Annotated in this window: 18 protein-coding genes and 1 pseudogene; 1 reads left to right on the plus strand and 18 read right to left on the minus strand. The window is 40.3% G+C overall.

The features are described 5' to 3' along the window. Nucleotides 1-25: 25 nt before the first annotated feature. From ACSVDJ_RS16310 to speG, 3 genes are all read right to left on the minus strand, one after another. On the minus strand, nt 26-1,354 hold the full coding sequence (locus ACSVDJ_RS16310) for a hemolysin family protein (protein ID WP_439167902.1): 1,329 nt from the start codon (nt 1,352-1,354) through the stop codon (nt 26-28). Nucleotides 1,355-1,663: 309 nt separating this feature from the next. Next, entirely contained in the window at nt 1,664-1,882 is a 219-nt protein-coding gene (locus ACSVDJ_RS16315) for an SH3 domain-containing protein (RefSeq protein WP_439167271.1), read from the minus strand. A 109-nt stretch (nt 1,883-1,991) separates the two neighbouring features. Continuing rightward, complete coding sequence (gene speG / locus ACSVDJ_RS16320; protein WP_439167272.1) at nt 1,992-2,507, minus strand: spermidine N1-acetyltransferase; 516 nt, start codon at nt 2,505-2,507, stop codon at nt 1,992-1,994. A 112-nt stretch (nt 2,508-2,619) separates the two neighbouring features. On the opposite strand from speG, the gene ACSVDJ_RS16325 reads away from it, so the two are divergent. Further along, the gene (locus tag ACSVDJ_RS16325) at nt 2,620-3,081 is read left to right on the plus strand and encodes a GNAT family N-acetyltransferase (protein ID WP_439167904.1); all 462 of its coding nucleotides are present in this window, start codon (nt 2,620-2,622) and stop codon (nt 3,079-3,081) included. A gap of 171 nt (nt 3,082-3,252) precedes the next feature. Here ACSVDJ_RS16325 and ACSVDJ_RS16330 read toward each other — a convergent pair whose 3' ends face one another. The 15 genes and pseudogenes from ACSVDJ_RS16330 to cccB form a co-directional block, all read right to left on the minus strand. Further along, nucleotides 3,253-4,308 (minus strand): ABC transporter substrate-binding protein, encoded by a 1,056-nt coding sequence (locus ACSVDJ_RS16330; protein WP_439167274.1) that lies wholly within the window; start codon nt 4,306-4,308, stop codon nt 3,253-3,255. A 16-nt stretch (nt 4,309-4,324) separates the two neighbouring features. Continuing rightward, nucleotides 4,325-5,086, minus strand: coding sequence for an ABC transporter ATP-binding protein (locus ACSVDJ_RS16335; protein ID WP_439167275.1), 762 nt, complete (start codon nt 5,084-5,086; stop codon nt 4,325-4,327). A gap of 3 nt (nt 5,087-5,089) precedes the next feature. Continuing rightward, the gene (locus ACSVDJ_RS16340; protein ID WP_518619401.1) at nt 5,090-6,169 is read right to left on the minus strand and encodes an iron chelate uptake ABC transporter family permease subunit; all 1,080 of its coding nucleotides are present in this window, start codon (nt 6,167-6,169) and stop codon (nt 5,090-5,092) included. Between the two features lie 255 nt (nt 6,170-6,424). Then, nucleotides 6,425-9,277: an ATP-binding protein gene (locus tag ACSVDJ_RS16345; protein WP_439167277.1), complete on the minus strand. Its 2,853-nt coding sequence runs from the start codon at nt 9,275-9,277 to the stop codon at nt 6,425-6,427. Next, nucleotides 9,270-9,632: a response regulator transcription factor gene (locus ACSVDJ_RS16350; protein WP_439167279.1), complete on the minus strand. Its 363-nt coding sequence runs from the start codon at nt 9,630-9,632 to the stop codon at nt 9,270-9,272. The genes ACSVDJ_RS16345 and ACSVDJ_RS16350 overlap by 8 nt, the downstream gene beginning before the upstream one ends. Nucleotides 9,633-9,645: 13 nt before the next feature. After that, nucleotides 9,646-11,277 (minus strand): GGDEF domain-containing response regulator, encoded by a 1,632-nt coding sequence (locus ACSVDJ_RS16355; RefSeq protein WP_439167281.1) that lies wholly within the window; start codon nt 11,275-11,277, stop codon nt 9,646-9,648. Between the two features lie 235 nt (nt 11,278-11,512). After that, nucleotides 11,513-12,697 (minus strand): PDZ domain-containing protein, encoded by a 1,185-nt coding sequence (locus tag ACSVDJ_RS16360; protein WP_439167283.1) that lies wholly within the window; start codon nt 12,695-12,697, stop codon nt 11,513-11,515. 95 nt (nt 12,698-12,792) lie between these two features. Then, on the minus strand, nt 12,793-14,220 hold the full coding sequence (locus ACSVDJ_RS16365) for a S41 family peptidase (RefSeq protein WP_439167285.1): 1,428 nt from the start codon (nt 14,218-14,220) through the stop codon (nt 12,793-12,795). A gap of 587 nt (nt 14,221-14,807) precedes the next feature. Then, nucleotides 14,808-15,389, minus strand: coding sequence for a peroxiredoxin family protein (locus ACSVDJ_RS16370; RefSeq protein WP_439167286.1), 582 nt, complete (start codon nt 15,387-15,389; stop codon nt 14,808-14,810). Beyond that, nucleotides 15,382-15,966 carry a hypothetical protein gene (locus ACSVDJ_RS16375; protein ID WP_439167287.1) on the minus strand — a complete coding sequence of 195 codons (585 nt, stop codon included), beginning with the start codon at nt 15,964-15,966 and terminating at the stop codon, nt 15,382-15,384. Before ACSVDJ_RS16375 ends, ACSVDJ_RS16370 begins: the two co-directional genes overlap by 8 nt. A 395-nt stretch (nt 15,967-16,361) precedes the next feature. Continuing rightward, a pseudogene (locus tag ACSVDJ_RS16380) lies at nt 16,362-16,451 on the minus strand (YjcZ family sporulation protein); the annotation flags it as partial. Nucleotides 16,452-16,618: 167 nt separating this feature from the next. Then, nucleotides 16,619-17,950, minus strand: a complete 1,332-nt coding sequence (locus ACSVDJ_RS16385) for a murein hydrolase activator EnvC family protein (protein ID WP_439167288.1) — start codon at nt 17,948-17,950, stop codon at nt 16,619-16,621. 20 nt (nt 17,951-17,970) lie between these two features. Beyond that, nucleotides 17,971-18,855 (minus strand): permease-like cell division protein FtsX, encoded by an 885-nt coding sequence (gene ftsX, locus ACSVDJ_RS16390; protein WP_439167290.1) that lies wholly within the window; start codon nt 18,853-18,855, stop codon nt 17,971-17,973. Beyond that, entirely contained in the window at nt 18,845-19,531 is a 687-nt protein-coding gene (gene ftsE, locus ACSVDJ_RS16395; protein ID WP_439167292.1) for a cell division ATP-binding protein FtsE, read from the minus strand. Before ftsE ends, ftsX begins: the two co-directional genes overlap by 11 nt. Before the next feature lie 246 nt (nt 19,532-19,777). Next, nucleotides 19,778-20,104 (minus strand): cytochrome c551, encoded by a 327-nt coding sequence (cccB, locus tag ACSVDJ_RS16400; RefSeq protein WP_439167906.1) that lies wholly within the window; start codon nt 20,102-20,104, stop codon nt 19,778-19,780. Nucleotides 20,105-20,236: the final 132 nt, after the last annotated feature.

Raw genomic sequence — 20,236 nt, forward strand, 5'->3', positions numbered from 1 at the left:
AAAAAGCCTGGTTCGCATAAGCGAATCAGGCTTCTTGTATCGTTTCGTCTCGAAGGTCATTCTCTACTTCGGTAAGAACCATTACCTTTTTTGAAACTTCGATAAATTTAATATGGTATCCTTCCATTTCGATCACTTTAAAGGTGTAGTTGCCACGTTCAATGGTGTCGCCTTCTTGAACTTCAAATTTTTCGGTTAACACCCAACCGCCGACGGTATCGATATCCTCATCATCAATGTCGAGTCCGAAAAGATCGTTCACTTCGCTAATGAGCACTTTACCATCTAGAATGACTTGATGCTCATTGATTCGTTTAATCATCGGTGTTTCATCTTGGTCAAATTCATCGCGAATTTCACCGACGATTTCTTCAATGATATCTTCTACAGTGACAAGTCCCGCTGTTCCACCATACTCATCAATTAAAATCGCCATTTGAATGCGGTCTTTTTGCATTTTGACGAGTAAATCATGAATAGCAATCGATTCGATCACTTGGATAACCGGACGAATGTAATGTTCGATGCTCACCGTTTTCTTGCTTTCGTCTCTAATAACGTCGGTCAATACTTCTTTAATATTGACCATACCGATAATGCGGTCTTTATCCCCATCCGTCACCGGGTAACGAGTGTAATTCTCATCTAATACCATGGCAATACAATCTTGTGCCGTCTCCGATTTATCGATCGCGATGATCTCTGTTCGCGGCACCATAATTTCTTTCGCTATACGATCATCAAATTCGAATATATTATTTACATATTTATATTCCGACTGGTTGATTTCCCCGCTTTTCAAACTTTCCGATAAGATCATTCGCAATTCTTCTTCCGAGTGGGCCATTTCATGCTCAGCTACAGGCTTCAATCCAAATAAACTAACGACCAATCGAGAAGTCCCGTTCAACGTTTTAATAAACGGGTACATAAGACGGTAAAACATAATCATTGGTTTTGCAAACAACAAGGTGACCGCTTCTGCTTTTTGAATAGCTACCGTTTTCGGCGCCAACTCCCCAATTACGACATGTAAAAAGGTGATCGTAGTAAAGGCAATCACAAACGATAATGCACTCACAACGGAAGCCGAAAGCTCCAATTGCTCAAATAATGGCCTCAATAAATCAGCAACTGTCCGTTCACCAAGCCATCCTAGCCCTAAGGCCGTTACCGTAATTCCGAGTTGACAGGCCGATAAATACTCATCCAAATTCGTAATTACCTTTTTGGCTGCTAGCGCGTTTTTGTTTCCTTCCGCTGCCAGTTGGTCAATCCTTGTGCTTCGAACCTTTACAATCGCAAATTCGGTCGCTACGAAAAAACCAGTTAATGCGATTAAAAGGGTAACCATGATTAAATTAAATATGTCGTCCAAATAACATCCTTACTGACATCTCTAGTCAGCAAGGAATTACACCTCCTGCTATAATTAAAATGAATATCTCTATTCAACCGTCCTCTTTTTTGTGCGCTGAGGCTTGTTCTGGCCTATTGGCATACAAAATTCAGTTCGGTTGTTTCGTGAAAATGCCATCATGCTTACTGCCTTCCCAATACCCTCACCTCACTTTTTTTCAGTTACTTCTACTTTAAAACAACTGCTTCATGTAGTCAATGTTAACGAGTTAAAGACTGGTCTAAAAGTTAGATACTGGAGCCATCATGCTTGCGCTCGCGGATGAGCCACAATAATAAAGTCGGCTTCATTCGTCATCGATAAGCGGATGCGTCCTCCCCAATAGCCTGTAGGATCATCGATCACCACCGTAATCGTATCTTCTACCATTGCCTCAATCGGATAGAGCTTTCCTTTAATAAACTCAAATGTCTGTTTTTCCGTTTTCACATCAAAGTTTCGAGTCACCTTCATGTACAACATGGGGAAAACCTCCTTCAAGTATTTTTGCCAACCACATACCCTACTAACAGCTTATTCACTCTCAATCAAAAAAAATTCTGTGCAGCTTTATTTTCTGCACAGAATTTTTTTAATTTCTTTTAAAATATTCATCTTGAAACATGCACATGCGGATCGCATCATGGTAGCTTCCAGCAACGAAAAATTCATCTCTCAATTCTCCTTCGACTTGAAAACCAACCTTCTCGTATACATGAATCGCTTTTTCATTCACTTTATCCACAATTAAATATAACTTATGCATGTTCAATACAGCAAAAGCATAATGCATCGCTAACTTTGTTGCCTTCACTGAGTAACCACGCCCCTGATGCTGGGGATGAATAATAATTTGGAACTCTGCTCGCCGGTGAATGTAATCAATTTCAACTAACTCCACAAGACCGAGCATTTCTCCCTCTCGTTCAACGATAAAACGACGCTCACTTTGAACATGGATATGTTTATCGTACAAATCTTGTAGCTCTACAAATGATTCATACGGCTCTTCAAACCAGTAAGACATAATTTTCGCGTTATTGTTCAGCTTATGAACAAACTTCAAATCTTCTCGCTCTAACGGACGCAACTTGACGTCGGCACTCATCTTCTTCCAGCCTCCGAATTCCAATGAATATTATTTATCACTTACCCACTTTTAGTATAAAATGAAAAATGGAATCAGTCTAATTTATTGTCACAGAAAGCGAGATGGAATTATGAACCTCTTCATTAAAGAGGTATGCGCTGATAATTGGAAAGCAATCGCTCTATTATCAGTAACTGAAGATCAACAACCGTTTATTGAAAGCAACGCCTATTCAATCGCTCAATCAATATTTGAGCCTGAGTGGAAATCAGTCGGGTTGTACGACGGCGACACGCTCGTCGGTTACGCCATGTATGGACGAGAACAATCGACCAAACAAATTTGGCTGGATCGCTTCATGATTGACCAAAGTCAGCAAGGACAAGGCTATGCGACTCGTTTCTTAAAAATCTTGCTCAAGCAAATAACAGAAACGTATAAAAACGACCAAATTTTCTTAAGCATCTTTGCCGAAAATAAGGTCGCTCAACGATTATATGAAAAATTCGGCTTCCGCCTAAATGGCGAAATGGATACCACTTCAAAAGTGGTAGGGTTAGTGATGGAGCTAAACTTACAAAACAGAACATAATCATAAAAGGTGTCCCAACAGTCGACTGTTGAGACACCTTTTTTCTATCGACTAGGGCGATTGGGCGGAAACTCGCTGTTTTTAGTCGGGAATGGCTGCAAATCGGGCGCGAATTTGCTCGAATTGGGCGCAAATCATGACGAATCGGGCGCCCTCCCCTTAACAGGTTATTTACTTAAATACATCTGGATAAATTTCTTTAGCTAACGCTTCCATTCCGTCAATCGCGTTGTAGCCATAGCCGAATAAGTAGTTGAATTCAACCGCAAAAATTTGCTTGTCTTTAATAGCTTTCATACTTGAAAGTTTTGGATTTGAATAGAGTGCTTTCATCACTTCATCTTTCTTCTCAAAGCTAGGAATGATAAGGACATCTGGGTCTGCTTCGATTAGTGCTTCAACAGCTACTTCTCCTGTTGCATCCTTAAACACATTTTCAAGATTGATCATGTTAAAAACGTCATTAAAGAATGTTTCATCGCTTGCTGGATAAATACTGATTTCTTTCGGATCATTCATATGCAAATAAGCGAATGTCTTATTTTCTTTAATATTAGCGAATTTAGAAGTGACCGAATTTTGTTTTTCTTTTATTTGCTTGATGAAGCTTTCTGCTTTGTCCTCTACGTTAAAGATTTTACCTAAATTTTCAATATCTTTATAGATTGATTCATACGTTCCATTAGTAATGGATGATTCTAATACAAATGTATTAATGCCCATATCATTTAGTGAATCAACTGTTCCTACTCCCCATTCAGCGTTTGAAAACAATCCGCCTCGGCCGTAAATGAAATCTGGGTTAGGTCCGAGCGCCACCTCTTTACTAATGTACTCCTCGCTTAGTATGTTCAATTTAGCATATTCTTCTTCTACTTCTTTATCTGGTATTCCGAAGCTTGCGCCGACACCAACAATTTTATCACCAAGTCCTAAATGTAATAGTATCTCTGCAGCAGGTCGTGTGTTAGCTAGAATTCGTTCAGGAGCTTTGTCAAAAGTTTGTTCGTTCTCTTTCCACTCTTTACCGCCCTCTGGCAACTTATAGTTTTTAATGGTTACAGGATAATGAGAGTCTCCTTCTGAATCTTTTTCTTTACTATTATCTTTTGTTTCTTCTGTTTTTGCCTCTCCTGCCTTTGTTTCTTCTTTCGAATCATTGTTACCACAAGCAGCTAAGATTAAAATTAGCATCAAGCTAACGATGAATAATAAGTTCTTCTTCATTTCTCCATCTCCTATTCTATACACCATAAGCAAATGCTAACCCATTAGTTATTGGGTTAATATATGTTTGGCATTTTATTTGATATAATACTTCAATGGTTTCAGGTGTTAATACTTCTTCTGGTGTCCCATATGCATAAATTTCACCATCTTTGATTGCATAAAGATAGTCACAGTAATGGGAAGCAATTTCTAAGTCATGAAGCGCCGCTAACACCCCGACATTTAATTCCTTTACGCATGTTAAAATTTCGAGCTGATAACGTATATCTAAATGATTCGTTGGCTCATCTAAAATTAAAAACTGTGGTTGTTGCGCAATCGTTCTTGCTAAAATAACCCGTTGCTTTTCACCACCCGAAAGTGACAAATAACTACGATTTTGATAATCAAGAAGGTTTGTACGAGCCAATGCTTGCTCAACGATGATTTCATCTTCTTGTTTGTCAGGTTCAAGCATTTTTTTATGTGGCGTTCTACCGAGCATCACCATCTGTTTAACAGACAGATCGAAGCTCATTTCATTGAATTGACCTACAACACCTAACCGTTGAGAAACCTTCTTTTCTGGGGATTTTAATACATCCAACTCATTTAAAAAAACGGTTCCTTTATGCGGCACTAAGCTTTTATAAATGCTTTTCAATAATGTTGATTTTCCACAACCATTCGGACCAATTAGACCAACGAATTGTTTTTTCTTTACGAAAATGGAGCAGTTTTTGATGATGTCTTTTTTTCCAAACTTCATGCTTACATCATTTGCAGTTAATTCCATTTTTCACCCTCCGAACTTATAGCCTTTTTTCGCAATCATATAGATGAATAATGGTGAACCAATAACAGATGTAATGATTCCGATTGGCAGTTCAACATTATTAATCAATGTCCTTGAAAGAATGTCTGCCCAAATTAAAAACAAACCACCTAATAATAAGGTTCCAAGTGTAAGACGCTTATGATCCGAACCGAATATTCCTCTTGCGATATGAGGAATGACAAGACCAACAAAGCCAATCATGCCCGAATAGGCAACCATTGTCCCTGTAACTAAAGCAGCAAAAATCATATACAACTTACGATAAGCACTTAAGTTGATTCCTAGTGTAATGGCCGCTTCATCTCCAATTAACATTGTATTGAGGATTCGATACTGCAACAGAAACAAAATACTGCCGATCAATATGATAATAGCTAAAATCGGCACTTCATCCCAACTTGCTGAAGCTAGACTTCCCATAGACCAAAAAGTAATCGTTTTAATTCCTTCGGCGTCATTGGCAAAAAAGATAATCAAACTTGAAAAGGAACTTACTAATGCACCTACGACAACCCCAGATAAAACAAGTTTTACCGATGTTGCTTTTCCACCGATACTCGATAAAAAGAGTACAGCAATTGACGTAATCATCGCTCCAATGAATGCACCGGTGGTTATCCCTAACTGGGAAAGGAGTGTTCCGCTACCAAATCCAACAAGAATTGCAAAGGTTGCACCGAGAGAAGCACCGGATGAAATACCTAAAATGTACGGATCAGCGAGTGGGTTTTGGACGACTGCTTGCATGACAACGCCACACAATGTAAGTCCCATCCCTATAAGCAGAGCAAAGATTACCCGCGGTATTCGAATTTCATAAACGATATTGTAATAGGATGAACTATCGACATTTTCCAATAATCCAAATCGACCATTTGTGATCGTATGTAACAAGATCTCCATCGATTGCTTAAAGGGAATCGTTACTTGCCCAATCGATATAGAATAAACCGCTGATAACAGGATCGCCCCTATAAGTAATAGAATGACAACGTAATATAAACTTGAAGTTTCTAATTTTCTTGCAGAATTGTTGTTCAATTGTTCACATCCTTCGATCTCTATAATCATTTGTGATGACTTGCTGGTATTTCTTCAAATTCCAAAGGGGGGAGGAATCACACACTTTTTAAATGAGAGTGATTATCGTTATTGATTATAAATGGTGTGTTTAAAAAAATCAATGGGTCGTCTATTTAATTTTGTCGTTTTTTTTAGAATTTTTGATGATTGAAAAACTGGAACACGAAAAAAACCGTTCTGTGCGCACCGATTACGCACAGAACGGTTTTCATGTTACTCTTTACCTGGAAACATAACGCTCCCATTGCTTGATTCAGATAATAAAAATCCCGTCAATACATTAGAAAGTTCTTCTGGTGGATAAGGCTTCGTTAAATATTTCTCAATCTGATATTGCTCCACTTTCTCTTTCACTTTATCAAGTGCTGAGGAAATGACGATCGGAATGTTGCTCGTTTTATCTGTTTCTTTCAACTTTTGCACTAAGTCCCAGCCGTCCATTTCTTCTCCGAGCATGATGTCAATGACGATACCGAGAAGTGGAGTGCGAAGAGCATCCTCAAACGCACGCTTAGGGTCGTTATGATAAATGACTGTAAACCCCTTGCTCTTTAATTCTTCAGATAAAAGCAGACCTAAGCTCAAATCATCCTCTACGATCATGACTTGCTGGCCCTTTTGCTCGGCAACTAGTTCTGCTGTTTTTTTCGTTTGTTCAGAAAGGCGTTTACTCACGAGTGGGAGCTGAAAGTACACCGTTGTTCCACGTCCTTCTTCCGACTCAATCCAAATCTCACCACCATGTTTAGCGACAATTTCTTTACTAATGGCTAGACCTAGCCCGGTACCACCAATTTTGCGACTGGAGCTATTATCAATTCGCTTAAACTTTTGAAACAGCTTTGTCAGAGCATTCGCTGGGATGCCAATGCCTTCATCTTTTATACTAACTTGCAGGGCATCATTCACATTTTCAAGCGTAATTAACACATCTCCGCCATCCGGTGAAAACTTGATCGCATTTCCGACTACATTCGTTAACAGCTGTATGATTCGCTCTTGATCTACCTTCACATCGACAAATCTTGCTTTATCAACTAAGTGAACGTGATGGTTCTTTTCATGTCGGAAACGATTGACAATTTCAATCGCCAATTCATCGAACGATAGTGTTTGCATCGAATATTGCTGCTTGCCCGACTCCATCCGCTGTAAATCAAGAAAATCATTGATGAGGTTCGTCAGGCGTTTCGCTTCCTTATGGATCGTCTCGATATATTTTTTCTGGCGCTCCGGCTTGACCGTTTTCGTCAATAGAAGCTCGGTAAAGCCGAGCACACTGGAGAGCGGTGTGCGCAGTTCATGACTCACCGTACTTACAAGCTCGGACTTCATTTGATCGACTTCGTATTCTCTCGTAATGTCACGATGAACAAATACGGTTCCTACCTTTTCCGCTTCTTCATATACACTTGCTGCATAGACTTCAATGAAGCTCGGTACTTCATGAGAGATTTTGTAACGAATTTTTCTCGTTTCCTTGAAATCATCCGTGATCGCCTGCTCTAAGAAGCTCGTCAGTTCTTCCGGTTGATCGCAAAGTGACCTAAAATGCTCCAGCCAAGCTTGCTTTACAATCTTCCTTCCATCTAACCAATCTTGACACTGAACAAGATGACATAGCGATTCATTCACTTGAATGACATCCCCTGATAAGGAGACAAACTGAATCCCTTCATTCACATTGTCAATAATATCTTGATTCAGCTGACGAGATCGCTCTACTTCTTCGTACATTAAGATCCGTTCAAAAGCAATCGAAACACGGTTCATCAATCCGTTAATATCCTCTAAATCTTGAGCAGAGAATGGATGCCCTTCTCTTGTCGCCATCATAACCGCCACAAGCTTGCCACTAGAATCCAATACAGATGAATATAAGTCATAGCAATCATAAGGATCGGTAGCAATTCCTTGGGCTTCCGGCGTTACGGTTCGTGTGATGACAAATGATTTTTCTTCCTCTAATCGTACTCGTTTGTCCTCGTTAAGCATTCCAACAACTTGTTGAATCGATTGCTCAGATAACCCTTTAGAAGCATACTCATTTCCTTCCCATAAATACATTAAACTTCTATCGAATTTATTCAATTCATCTAAGTATTTATGGACAACCGTCACTAACTTTTGTTTATCTAACGTAAACGTTAATGCATGGTTGAGCTGATTATATTTTTGCAGCTGATTAAGCGACCGTTGCAACTGCTCCTGATTCTCTTGTAAGGCGATTTGTTGGGCAGTCAGTTCTTCATTTTGAGCCATCAATTCTTCTTCTTTTTCTAAAATAGATTTTGACATAAACTGAAATGAACTAGACAGTACCCCTAGTTCATCTTGGCGCCCAACTAGTGGCCCAAGCTCAAAAGAATCACCTGCCGCTATTGCATTAGTGGCTGTCGTTAATTGTTCAACTGGACGGATAAGATTATGGAGAACTCTCCACATCATCATAGCCATGAACAGTAAAATAAGTCCGCTTAACATAAAGGCCAACAGCGTAAATTGCTGTGCTTGTTCAATCGTTTCCTGAAAAATATCATTTAACTCTTCATCTGTTTTATATTTATAGTCTTTTGCATAAATAACAAATTGATTGACGAGATCATTCGTCCCACTGCTAGAAAGTTTTCGTAATGCCTCATAGTCATTCGCTTCCACATAACTGATCGCTTTCGGAAAGATTTCCTGCTTATAGTTCACGTGAAAATCAACTAAACTTTTATATAATTCACGCTCTTTGCTCGTTAAATCCAACTTAGAAAACTGTTCTAATAAGCGCTCAAATTCTGCTAAGTCCTCATAAAGCAATTGAAGCTCTTCGTCATTTTGAAATGCATAGTATCCTCTAGCTCGAAAAAAGATTCCATTGAAATTTTCTTCGAGCTTGTCCACAATCACCGCTTTCTCGCGAATCGTTTCCCGCTCTACTTTTAAACGTTCATTAACCGAATCCGCATAAAGAAAAAACGCAATAACTATGGATAAAATAACCATAATCAATATAAAAATCATTCTTAAAAAACGATTGCGGATACTTTTCTCTAGCAAAGGCAGAGGCTTAAACATTCAAAATTTCCTCCACGACATGGGCTAAATCCATTGGACTAAAAGGCTTAGACATAAAATAATCAGCACCTTTCTCTAACACCGCTTGCCGATCCGTTTCTTGAGCCTTCGCCGTTAACATAAGAACGGGCAATGCTTGTTTAACCTCGTTCGGAAGTTGTTCAATCACTTCAATCCCCGTTATATTCGGCATCATATAATCTAAAATCATTAAATCATACGATTGCTCACTCACTTTTCTCAGTGCTTCTTCTCCATCTTCCGCTTCCTCTATCTCGTAGCCTAAATCCTCCAGCGTGTCACAAATCAACATGCGCAAAATTTCTTCATCATCTACTACTAAAATTCTTTTCATCGCTTCTACTCCTTTAAATTAGCACTCTCTTAATTAAACGTACGATTCGTTGTGACACCTCTTGAATATCAAACGGCTTCACAATATAATCATCCGCTCCACATTCTAATGCGCGAATAACATCTTGCTCACTGCTCCGCCCCGTCAGCATCGAAACAAGCACATTGTTTGCTGGATAACGCTCTCTTAACTGCTTAAGCACATCAAATCCATCTAGGTCTGGCATCTTTCCATCTAATAAAACGATATATTTCCCGCCAGGTGTATACCAATTGGCTTGTAAAAAGCTTACGCCATCGCTAAACTCTAGCACGTCGATCTCATATTTATCATTCGGCTCCCACGTAGAGAAATGCTTAGAAACCATCTCTCGAACAATAAACACATCATCCACGATAATCATCGTAATTTTCATTCGCTGTTGGACATCTTCTACATGTGATCCGAAAATAATCGTCTGATTTCTTCCAGACTGCTTCGCATGATAAAGAGCTTGATCGGCTTCTTCTAACAATTTCTTCGGATGCAAATTCGCCCTTGTAGCCTCTACTACTCCAGCCGAGAACGTCACCTGAAAGTTGACACCATTAGCTGAAAATACTTTTTTCGCCATCGATTTTCGAAGTCGCTCAAGCAAGACATAAGCATCATCAGCTGTACTGTTAGGCATTAACAGAGCAAACTCCTCTCCCCCATAGCGACAAGCAATATCCTGTTCACGCTTCTCCTGTTTCACTAACGCAGCAAAGCCTTGCAATACTTCATCTCCAACAAGGTGACCGTATGTATCATTGACCTTTTTAAAAAAGTCTAAGTCTAGCAGCGCAACAGCAAACGGCTCTTCCTCTCTATTAAACTGTTGAATAAGCTGTTGGAAACGATCATTCATGTATTTCCGATTAAACATCTTCGTCAGTTCATCCATCACAATCGACTGCTCTAATTCATTTTTGTAATTTATCCGATTGGTCACATAGGAAATCAAAATCCCTTGATCAATCGGTTTAGCAATAAAGTCGAGCGCCCCCATCTCATAAGCACGGATTCGATTTTTCGGGCTACCATCCGCACTCATCATAGTTATAATAATGTGCTCTTTTTTCACTTTCTTTAAAATATCTTCTAAAATCGTGAAGCCGTTTGTATCTGGAAGCTTAATATCTAAAAACACCATAGCTGGCTTCACTTCATACAATAACTCTAATCCGCGCTGGCCATTGTGGGCGATGAGAACGGAATAGCCTTCTTTTTCTAAGAGATCCTTAATAAATGTAATAAATACGATATCATCATCGATAACTAGAATAAATTCTTTTTCTGATTTAATGCCATCCTTATACTCATTCTTTAGCTCTCCAGCAGTGATCGCATTCTTCTCATAAAAATATAGCCCTTCAATCATCGGAGCTAAATAATTTTTCCAGTCCGCTGTTAGCCATTGTTGTTGCCCATCTTCTTCAAGTGTTGCTATTTTTTCATTAGAAATGACACTTAATTCAGTTAATCCAACCGTTCCTGCCGTTCCTTTCAAACTATGTAAAAATAGATACAGCTCTTTCTCTGTAATAAATTCGCGTTCTTCCCATGTGCGAAAATCTTCCTGCATTCGCTCATAAATCATTTTTTGATACTTCTCTATGACCATTTTGATCTCTCCATTTTTTATTATTAACGACCACTTAACATTCTGTTTTTGAATTTTGGAAATGCACTTTCTTCTCTTTTTATGTAAATTATACTATTATCTTGGATGTACTTTCATTGATTTCACGATAATTTTTGCCTTTTTGATGAACCTTTTGACTTAATCAACATGAAAAGGCTTCAAAGTAAGTACATCTTACTTTGAAGCCTTTTATTTGTAACTGTTCGCCGACACATCACATCTCGGCTTCTGCTAAGTACGGCTCATCTTCTGTTGCTAAAATGAGACCAAGCTCGTAATGCTCTCCTTGATAAAGCGAGCCTTGAACGAAGCGAATTTCTCCTCTGATATCAATGACTTCTAGCTTGCAATAAGCAGCATTCTTTTGTAAAGCCGCGTAAAATTCGGTTTCTGTATTCACTTCGACCCCGTTCGCCTTATAGACGATTTCTCCAATTTTCAGCTTCATTTTTTTTGCTGGGGACAGCGGGAGGATGCCTAAAATCATCACACCTCTTGGCTGTGGAGTAAAGAAATAATGACGGTTTTTCTCATATGAATAATGACGCCAAGCAATCCAAAGTCGAACGAGTGCCGCGAATATAATCGCCACGATAGCAAACATTGGTTTCCAATAAGCAGCAATGGAGAATGCCAACGTAAATAAGCCGGCTGCGATGATGTTTTTCCCTGTGACTTTGACTGCAAGCTCTGGTAGCGTGCTTTTCACCCATTGAACAAAGCCGATTAAAAAGGGATAAAGGATGAGCGCATAATTTTCAGCGCCAATCGAAATCACTGGCCACCACGAAAATGGAGCGGATAAGTCACCGACTGGCATGACGAGAAAGACAGGAACTAACCATAAACGCTGAGCGACATGCACACCGACTTTTAAGCCTCGTGGACTTTGAATGAGTCGCGGCGATGTTCCTTGCCAGCCTCTTTTTAAGATAAGCACCCCTTCTGTGATCATCAGCAAGCTAGTAATGATCGCAAGCGTCAGCAACAGCTGGCCGAATGATAAGCCCTCATAGGAAATAAATGACCAACCGAATTGCTCCGATGCGACAAAGATGATAAAGGCAAGTCCAATCGTCCATGCCGGTGACAATAAACGAAAGCCGCTTACACTTAAAATAATCGTAACCACTGCAATAAAATTCAATAATTCAAGCGGAAGCGTAAGCCCCGCTGTGATCGTGACAACCGATACGATCAAACCAATCAATAAACTTGAAGGCAATATGTAGCGCACCTCATCGTACAGATCATACACGCGTGTATCGAAGTCTTTTCTTTCTCGATTGACTCGAAACATTCCGACCGCAATTGCTAGCAGAAATGAAAAATAAAAGATCGGATGAATAAATAACCTTCCGATTCCGACCAATAACTCAAGTAACCATTCTTGTACCATGGCGTCACCAACCTTATCTTCTTATCCATTTACTTATCATTGTACCAAAAAAAAGCTTAACGATGGCGTTGAACGCTAAGCTTTTTTCTGTATAGCTATTTATCTCTTAAATACCCAAGGGCGGTTTGGAGTTGACGATCATTCTTTTCTTTCTTCATTTCTTCTATCCATTTTCCTTCTAAATAGTCGGCCGTTTCTTGATCGATCATCCCCGTTTGTTCAAGGTCTGCTTGGAGCTGCAAAGCACGTACCGATTTTGCCGTTTCTTTATTAAAATAACCATCCGTTCGCCCAGGGCCATATCCTAATCCTTCGAGCATCATTTGCGCACTTTTCACGCTATCATTGTTCATTTCTCGCTTCAGCGGCTTCTCGATTTGTAATGGATGAGCATAGAAATAGTCTGGTTGCCGCACTTCAATATCTGGGCGAATCCCTTTTTGATGAATCCAATGCCCCTTTGGCGTTAACCATTTATGGGTCGTTAATTTTAAGTTACTTCCATCTCCGAGCGGAACTGGCTGCTGGACCGTTCCTTTTCCGAAAGTCGTTTCTCCGATAATTTTATAACTTTCTGCTTCCTGCAGGGCACCAGCGAGAATTTCAGAAGCGGAAGCACTACCTTGATCGGTTAACACAGCGATCGGGTACGGCTTTATTTTTTCCTTTTTTGAGAAATACGGGATTTTGCGACCACTTCGATCTTCAATCTGTACATACGGTCGATTTTCGGTGACGAATTCTTTTAAAATCTCTTCTACACTAATTAAGAAGCCGCCTGGATTGCCACGCACATCAATTAAAAGCCCCTCGATGTTTTTATCCTCTAGCTTGTGTAATTCTCGCTTAAATTCCTTTGCGGTTTCTTCCGAAAAGGAAGTAATTTCAATGATACCAATCGACTGCCCACGCTTTTTGTTCATTTTAGCAGTGACCGTTTGTAATGGGATTTCATTGCGCTTCACTTTCACTTCAAGCGGTTTGGACATCCCTTGTCGAACGATGCCAACCATCACGCTTGTCCCTTTTTTGCCGCGAATTTTTTTCGTTGCTTCAAAAATCGTTAAACCGCTCACCGACTTCCCATCAATCGAGACGATTTGATCCTTTGGCTTCAATCCTGCTTTTTCAGCCGGAGAGTCTTTAAATGGTGCAACAATGATCAGCTTCCCATCCTCGACGGTGATCTCAGCCCCAATTCCTTCAAAGGAGGAGTCTAACGATTCTTCAAACTGCTTCACCGTTTCAGCATCCATATAGACCGAATACGGATCTTGTAGCGAAGCCACCATCCCATCGATCGCCCCTTCAATTAGCTCGGCTCGATCAACTTTTGCGACATACTTATCCCCAATCATTTCATAAGCCGTCTGCACTTTATACAGCTCATCCGGCAATTTATACGACGGTGACGGCTCTGCCTGTTCTTCTTTTACCCCCCAAGCAGATAGCCCCGCATACATCCCCCCCGCTCCCGAAAAAAAAGAAGCCACTATCATCACAATAACCCACTTCCTCTTCACGCTCTCGCCTCCTCCAATATGGAAAGCTTCCAAAAGCTGTCCTCACTACGGGACAACCTCTCTACCCTACCCTATGAAAAAAGCAGCCAAAATATGAATACGGGGGATGTCCAGAAAAGTCGAAGAAATGATAGAACGTCGAAGAAATCGCTTGTAAGGTCAAAGAAACGGATAGAAAGTCGAAGAAGTCACTTGTAAGGTTAAAGAAAACGATAGAAAGTCGAAGAACCTGTTCGCAAGGTCAAAGAAAATGATAGAAAGTCGAAGAAGTCGCTTATAAGGTCAAAGAAACGGATAGAAAGTCGAACAAATCGCTTGTAAGGTTAAAGAAAACGATAGAAAGTCGAACAAATCGCTTGTAAGGTTAAAGAAAACGATAGAAAGTCGAAGAACCTGTTCGCAAGGTCAAAGAAAACGATAGAAAGTCGAAGAAACCGCTTGTAAGGTCAAAGAAGCCGATAGAAAGTCGAAGAAGTCACTTGTAAGGTCAAAGAAGCCGATAGAAAGTCGAAGAAGTCACTTGTAAGGTCAAAGAAGCCGATAGAAAGTCAGTTTTCACTGATTTTCTATCGGCTTCTTATTGTTGATTATTTTAATTCACTCACCAGTTGCTGCATCATCTGTTCGTCCATTGGACCGACGATTTTTTGGTGGACGGTGCCATCGGTGTTGAGCACGTACGTCGTTGGGATCGTGAAGGCCTCGTATTGCTTGCCAAGCGTGCCTTCTTCATCTAGTAAGATCGGAAAAGTGAGCTCGTATTGTTTCGCAAAGTCAGCCACCGCTTCTTTTCCTTTGTCGTTTTTCGTTAAGTTCACCGCAAGAATTTCTACGTTATTTTTTTCGGCTTCTTTGTCATAATAGCTTTGCATATGAGGCATTTCTGCTTTACATGGCGGACACCAAGTCGCCCAAAAGTTTAAAATTACCTTCTGCCCCTCGTAATCTGATAAAGATACTTCCTCTCCTGCAATCGTCTTTACAGTAAAATCCGGTGCCTTTTCCCCAAGGCCAATCCCCGTTTGCATAGCCGATGGAGCTTGAGAATCCGTCGCTTTCATCCCCAGATTTTCAATTTCGGTTACTTCCTCTCGATCCTTGAGCACATTCACAACTGCGATTCCGATTAACAGAATGAGCAGTAATAACCCAAACCATTTTTTAGCCAACTGCCTCTCGCCTCCTTATCAATATGAAGCCTATGGCGACTCCTATATACAATAATCCATTCGCTGAAAATACGGCCTCTTCCCACGACTCAAATAGCAATTGCCAAAGAGTAAATAGCAGTAGCACTTGTAACGGAGATTTCATGAAAAATGATACAGCCAAGACTCCACCCGTCAAGCGAAGGATATCAAATAGCTCTACTTGTCCACTCAATATCGCTACAAGCAGTTCAAATAACGTGATCACGATCAGCCAAAGCTTGATCGCTTCATGCCGCTCGTATATCGGCCATTTCCATGCTATATAGATGAACGCCACAATCACTGCGAGCCAAAAGCCTCGATCCCCACCGTTAAAATAGAGCAAAGACATCGGTGCTTCAATCACTAGCGAAAAACTAAACAGAGCGATACTAAATTTCCAAACGAGAATGAACAAAAGAACGGTATTTCCATATACATCTAACAAGTCTTTCTCTTTCTTCCACCAAAGATAGAGAGCAATTAATAAAAAAGCAAGTCCAAGAGCGAGCTGAGAAACCGGCACCGTAAGTGACCCTATCGTATACCATTTCATTCTATACTATTCCTTCATATCCAAATCATTATTATTTAATCCATTTAGTGACATCTGAACCGTCCCTCCAATACCTTATTAGGTATTATCTTATAATAAAGTGAAACTTCAATCAATGGGGGTTTCCTTCATCCCCCATTGATGAAAAAGGGAACAAAGGCTAACATCGCAACGTCCTGTTGCAACGCCTTTGTAACCTGCATCGTGCAGGCCCGAACCAATCGGGCTTTTACGGGCTATTGATCCCCCACCTGCATATCTACGCTTCTTTCTGCCATGTTGAGGAAAGGGAGCTTACAGCCCGTTAATGCGGGATAAAGCACACCTCTCGTCCACTATGTAGAAAGTGAGCGCCCTCTCACTAGGACGCTCACTACGTTCACAAATATTTTCTGTTAGCACCAGCCAATATAAGCAGACCCAACGATAATTAACAAAATGAACAATACAACGATTAACGCGAAGCCGCCTCCGTATCCGTATCCGCCACTCATTTGCTACACCTCCCCTTTCACTTACAATTACAATTTATTCAAAAGGGGAAACTTTGCGTGGGCATTTGCCTAATATTCATTTCTGGTCTTACAAATTCATCTGACAGCTATGTAAAAAAACTGCCTGCCAATACAACGTTGGCAGACAGCTTTCTCAATTAAAAGCTAACATATTTTCGCGGGTCCACTGCATGTGCTTTCGATTGTGTCCACGGACCCTCGTGAATTTCAAAGTGTAAATGCTGCCCGAAAGAACGGCCAGTGTTCCCCATATATCCAATCGTTTGACCTTTTGATACATGACCACCTTGGACGAGACGCTCAGACATATGAGCATAAACCGTTGTTAACACTTTCCCATTGATTGAATGAGAAATGAAAATCACATTTCCGTATGTAGAAGAATAATACGAGCGGCTAACGACTCCATCTGCAGCCGCGACGATTGGCACGCTCACACTATTGGCAATATCCATTCCTTTATGGTTACCTAAACTACGATGACCAAACTCTGAAGAAACATGCCCTTGTGCTGGTCTCATAAATGAACCTGATGATACGGCTGGTGTATCGTTTGAACGATCAGGTGTAGGTGTAGTCGTAGCCGTCGAGCTATTTGATGAAGCTTGTGGCTGTGACTGCTCCTGCTCTTTTTTTAGTTGCTCTTGTCTTAATTGTTCTTTTCGTCTTTCCTCTTCTTCTTTCGCTATCCTTGTTTTCTCAGCCGCGATTGCTTGTTTAATCGCTTCATCTTGAGACGATAAAATTTCTTGCTCTTCTTCTAGACTTAGTTTGTCGTTATGCATCTCATCTTCTTCTGAAGCTAACTTTTGCATCACACGATCTTTAGCTGCTTGTTTCTGTTCTAGCTCAGCTTTCAACGATTGTAAACTAGCAAGCATTTCTTCAAGGTTCGCTAACTTCGCCTTAACTTGCTTCTCATTCTCTTCTAGCTGTGCTTTATCTTTTTCTTGATCTTCAAGAATTTGTTTATCCGCATTCACTAATTTCGTGACAGTTGTTGCTCGATCGACGAAATCACCGAAGCTTTCCGCCCCAAGAATGACATCAAGGTACTTCGCTGACCCTCCGTTTTTTTGAAGTGCGCGCGCACGATCATCCAATACGAGATTGCGCTTCTCGATTCTTTTCTTTAGCTCTTCGATTTCTTTTTTTAGTTTTTCAATTTCTTTTTTCGTTTGAGCGATCTTCTCTTGCTTATCGCGAATGTTCGATTCCGTTTTGGAAACCTCTGAATCTAGCTTTTTAATTTCAACCGACAGTTGATCCTGTTGCCCTTGTAGCTCATTAATTTTCTTATCTTTCTCACTGATGCTTTTCTCAAGGTTCGATTGTTTATTTTCAATTTGATTTTGACGGCTTTCAAGATCAGATAAATTAGAAGCAAATGCTTCATTCGTCCATCCAAAGGCGCCGCTAACACCTAAAGATGTAACTAATGCAACCGTAAGACCTACACGTTTCTTCACGCCAAATTCTCCTCTATCTTTTATATTTTCAAAAATTTACGCACCGACATCACACTTCCCCACATGCCGATAAATGCTCCAATGAGTAAAACAATGCTGCTCACCTGAAGGACAAATGGAAAATAATCTAACATTTGCACAAGCTGTCCTTGCATTCGCGCAGTAAATTCCTTCGCTGCATAATGATAACCGACAGCTATGACAGCAACTGGCAGTATCGAACCAAATAGTCCAATCCACAAACCTTCTAATAAAAATGGCCAACGGATAAACCAGTGCGTCGCTCCTACTAATTTCATAATCTCAATTTCTTTACGACGAGCAAAAATCGTCATTTTAATAGTATTCGAGATTAAAAACATCGCCGTGAACAACAAGCCAATAATTAATACAAGCCCAATATTGCGACCCGTCTTTAACACACTAAATAGCTTTTCGACTTTCTTCTCACCGTACACAGCGGATTCAATCGAATCAAATGTTTCGACTTTCTTAGCGATCTTAGGTGTATCTACCGGTCGCTTCGCTTTGACAATATAAACATCATAAAGGGGATTTCGTTGTTCATATAGCGCAAAGTCATCTCCTAAGTCTTCAATTAAATTATCTAGCTCTTGTTCCTTCGAAGAGTAGGTAATACTTTCGACTTCAGGTAACTGTTGAATCTCTTCCTTCAATAGTTGTTTGTCCACTTCCGTTGCATCTAGCTCTATGTGGACACGAACTTCTACATCCTGCTCAATATCTGTCGCGATCTTGTTCATATTCAGAATGACAACAAGAAACACCGCCACTAACAATAGCGTCACCGTGACCGCAGAGATGGCAGCGAAGGTCATCCAACCATTTCTGCTAAGGTTCTTAAAGCTTTCTCTAAAATGACGTCGAAGTGTACTAGGCTTCATACCCATAATCACCTCGCTGTTCATCGCGGACAATTCGCCCTTTATCAATCGCAATCACGCGGTGGCGAATTTTATTAACAATCTCTTTATTGTGAGTCGCCATCACAACCGTCGTTCCTTTTCCATTGATCTCCTGAAAAATACTCATAATATCCCAGGCAGTATCAGGGTCAAGATTACCTGTCGGCTCATCAGCTATCAATACTTTCGGCTGATTCACAAAAGCACGAGCAATCGACACACGCTGCTGCTCTCCTCCCGACAACTCGTTCGGAAGCATTCTCGCTTTATTCTTTAAGCCAACTAGTTGCAGTACTTCCGTAACTCGTTTCTTAATCTTCTCTGGACTTTCCTCAATCACTTCTAAGGCAAAAGCGACATTTTCATATACCGTTAACGTCGGTAGCAGTTTAAAGTCTTGAAAGACGACACCGACTTGACGTCGAAAATAAGGAACACTGCTCTCTTTTAATACAGACAAATTCATCCCGTTGACGACAATTTTCCCGCTCGTTGGTCGTTCTTCACGATACATCATCTTAATGAACGTCGACTTCCCGGCTCCACTTGGTCCAACAACATACACAAACTCGCCTTGTTTAATCGCAACATCAATCCCATGTATAGCTGTTACTCCATTAGGATATTTTTTTGTCACGCCTTTCATATCTATCATACAATCACCTATTTATTCTTTGAACTGTTGTAAATCCAGACTTATTATAACACTGAATTAAGCTTTATTCAGGTTCATTTGTATTACATTTTCTTTTCGCCTGTAATAAAATTGAGCATTTTTTCCTCATTTTCATTTCAAAAAACAGGATAAGAATTGGATATGAAAGCTTTTCTTTCTCATGAAATATTCGACATAATTGCTCAAAAAAAACACCAACTCATCAGCCGGTGTTTTCTCATTTTCTTATTTTTGACTTGCTAACCAGCTCGCCACTGCTTCGGCATCTGCACCTTCAGTAATATTTGGTGGCATACCGCCTTGACCATTTTTAATCACGTTTAAAATGTCTTCTTCACTAAGCTTCGATCCAATTTTATCAAGCGCTGGGCCTGCTCCACCTTCAAGGTTTTGACCGTGACAGCTTAAGCAGCTTTGCTTGTACACTTGCTCACCGTCAACAGCTGCTGTGTCTCCACCTGTTTCTTTCTCTGGCTCCGCTTCTTCTCCCCCACCACAAGCGGCTAGAGCAACAGATGATCCTAATAAAAGAGCTAATAATGATTTTTTCATTTTCATGTTATCTCCTCCTAAGGAAAAATGTGATGCACCTCTTCATTATAGCAGACTTACCTAGGTTTAAAACCTGCCATAACGACTTGCTCCACCGCAATGAACGGTCAATTGTTGATAATTTGTGAACAT

Source organism: Bacillus sp. Hm123, from assembly GCF_051842975.2.
In the GTDB taxonomy this organism is placed as follows: Bacteria; Bacillota; Bacilli; order Bacillales; family Domibacillaceae; genus Bacillus_CE.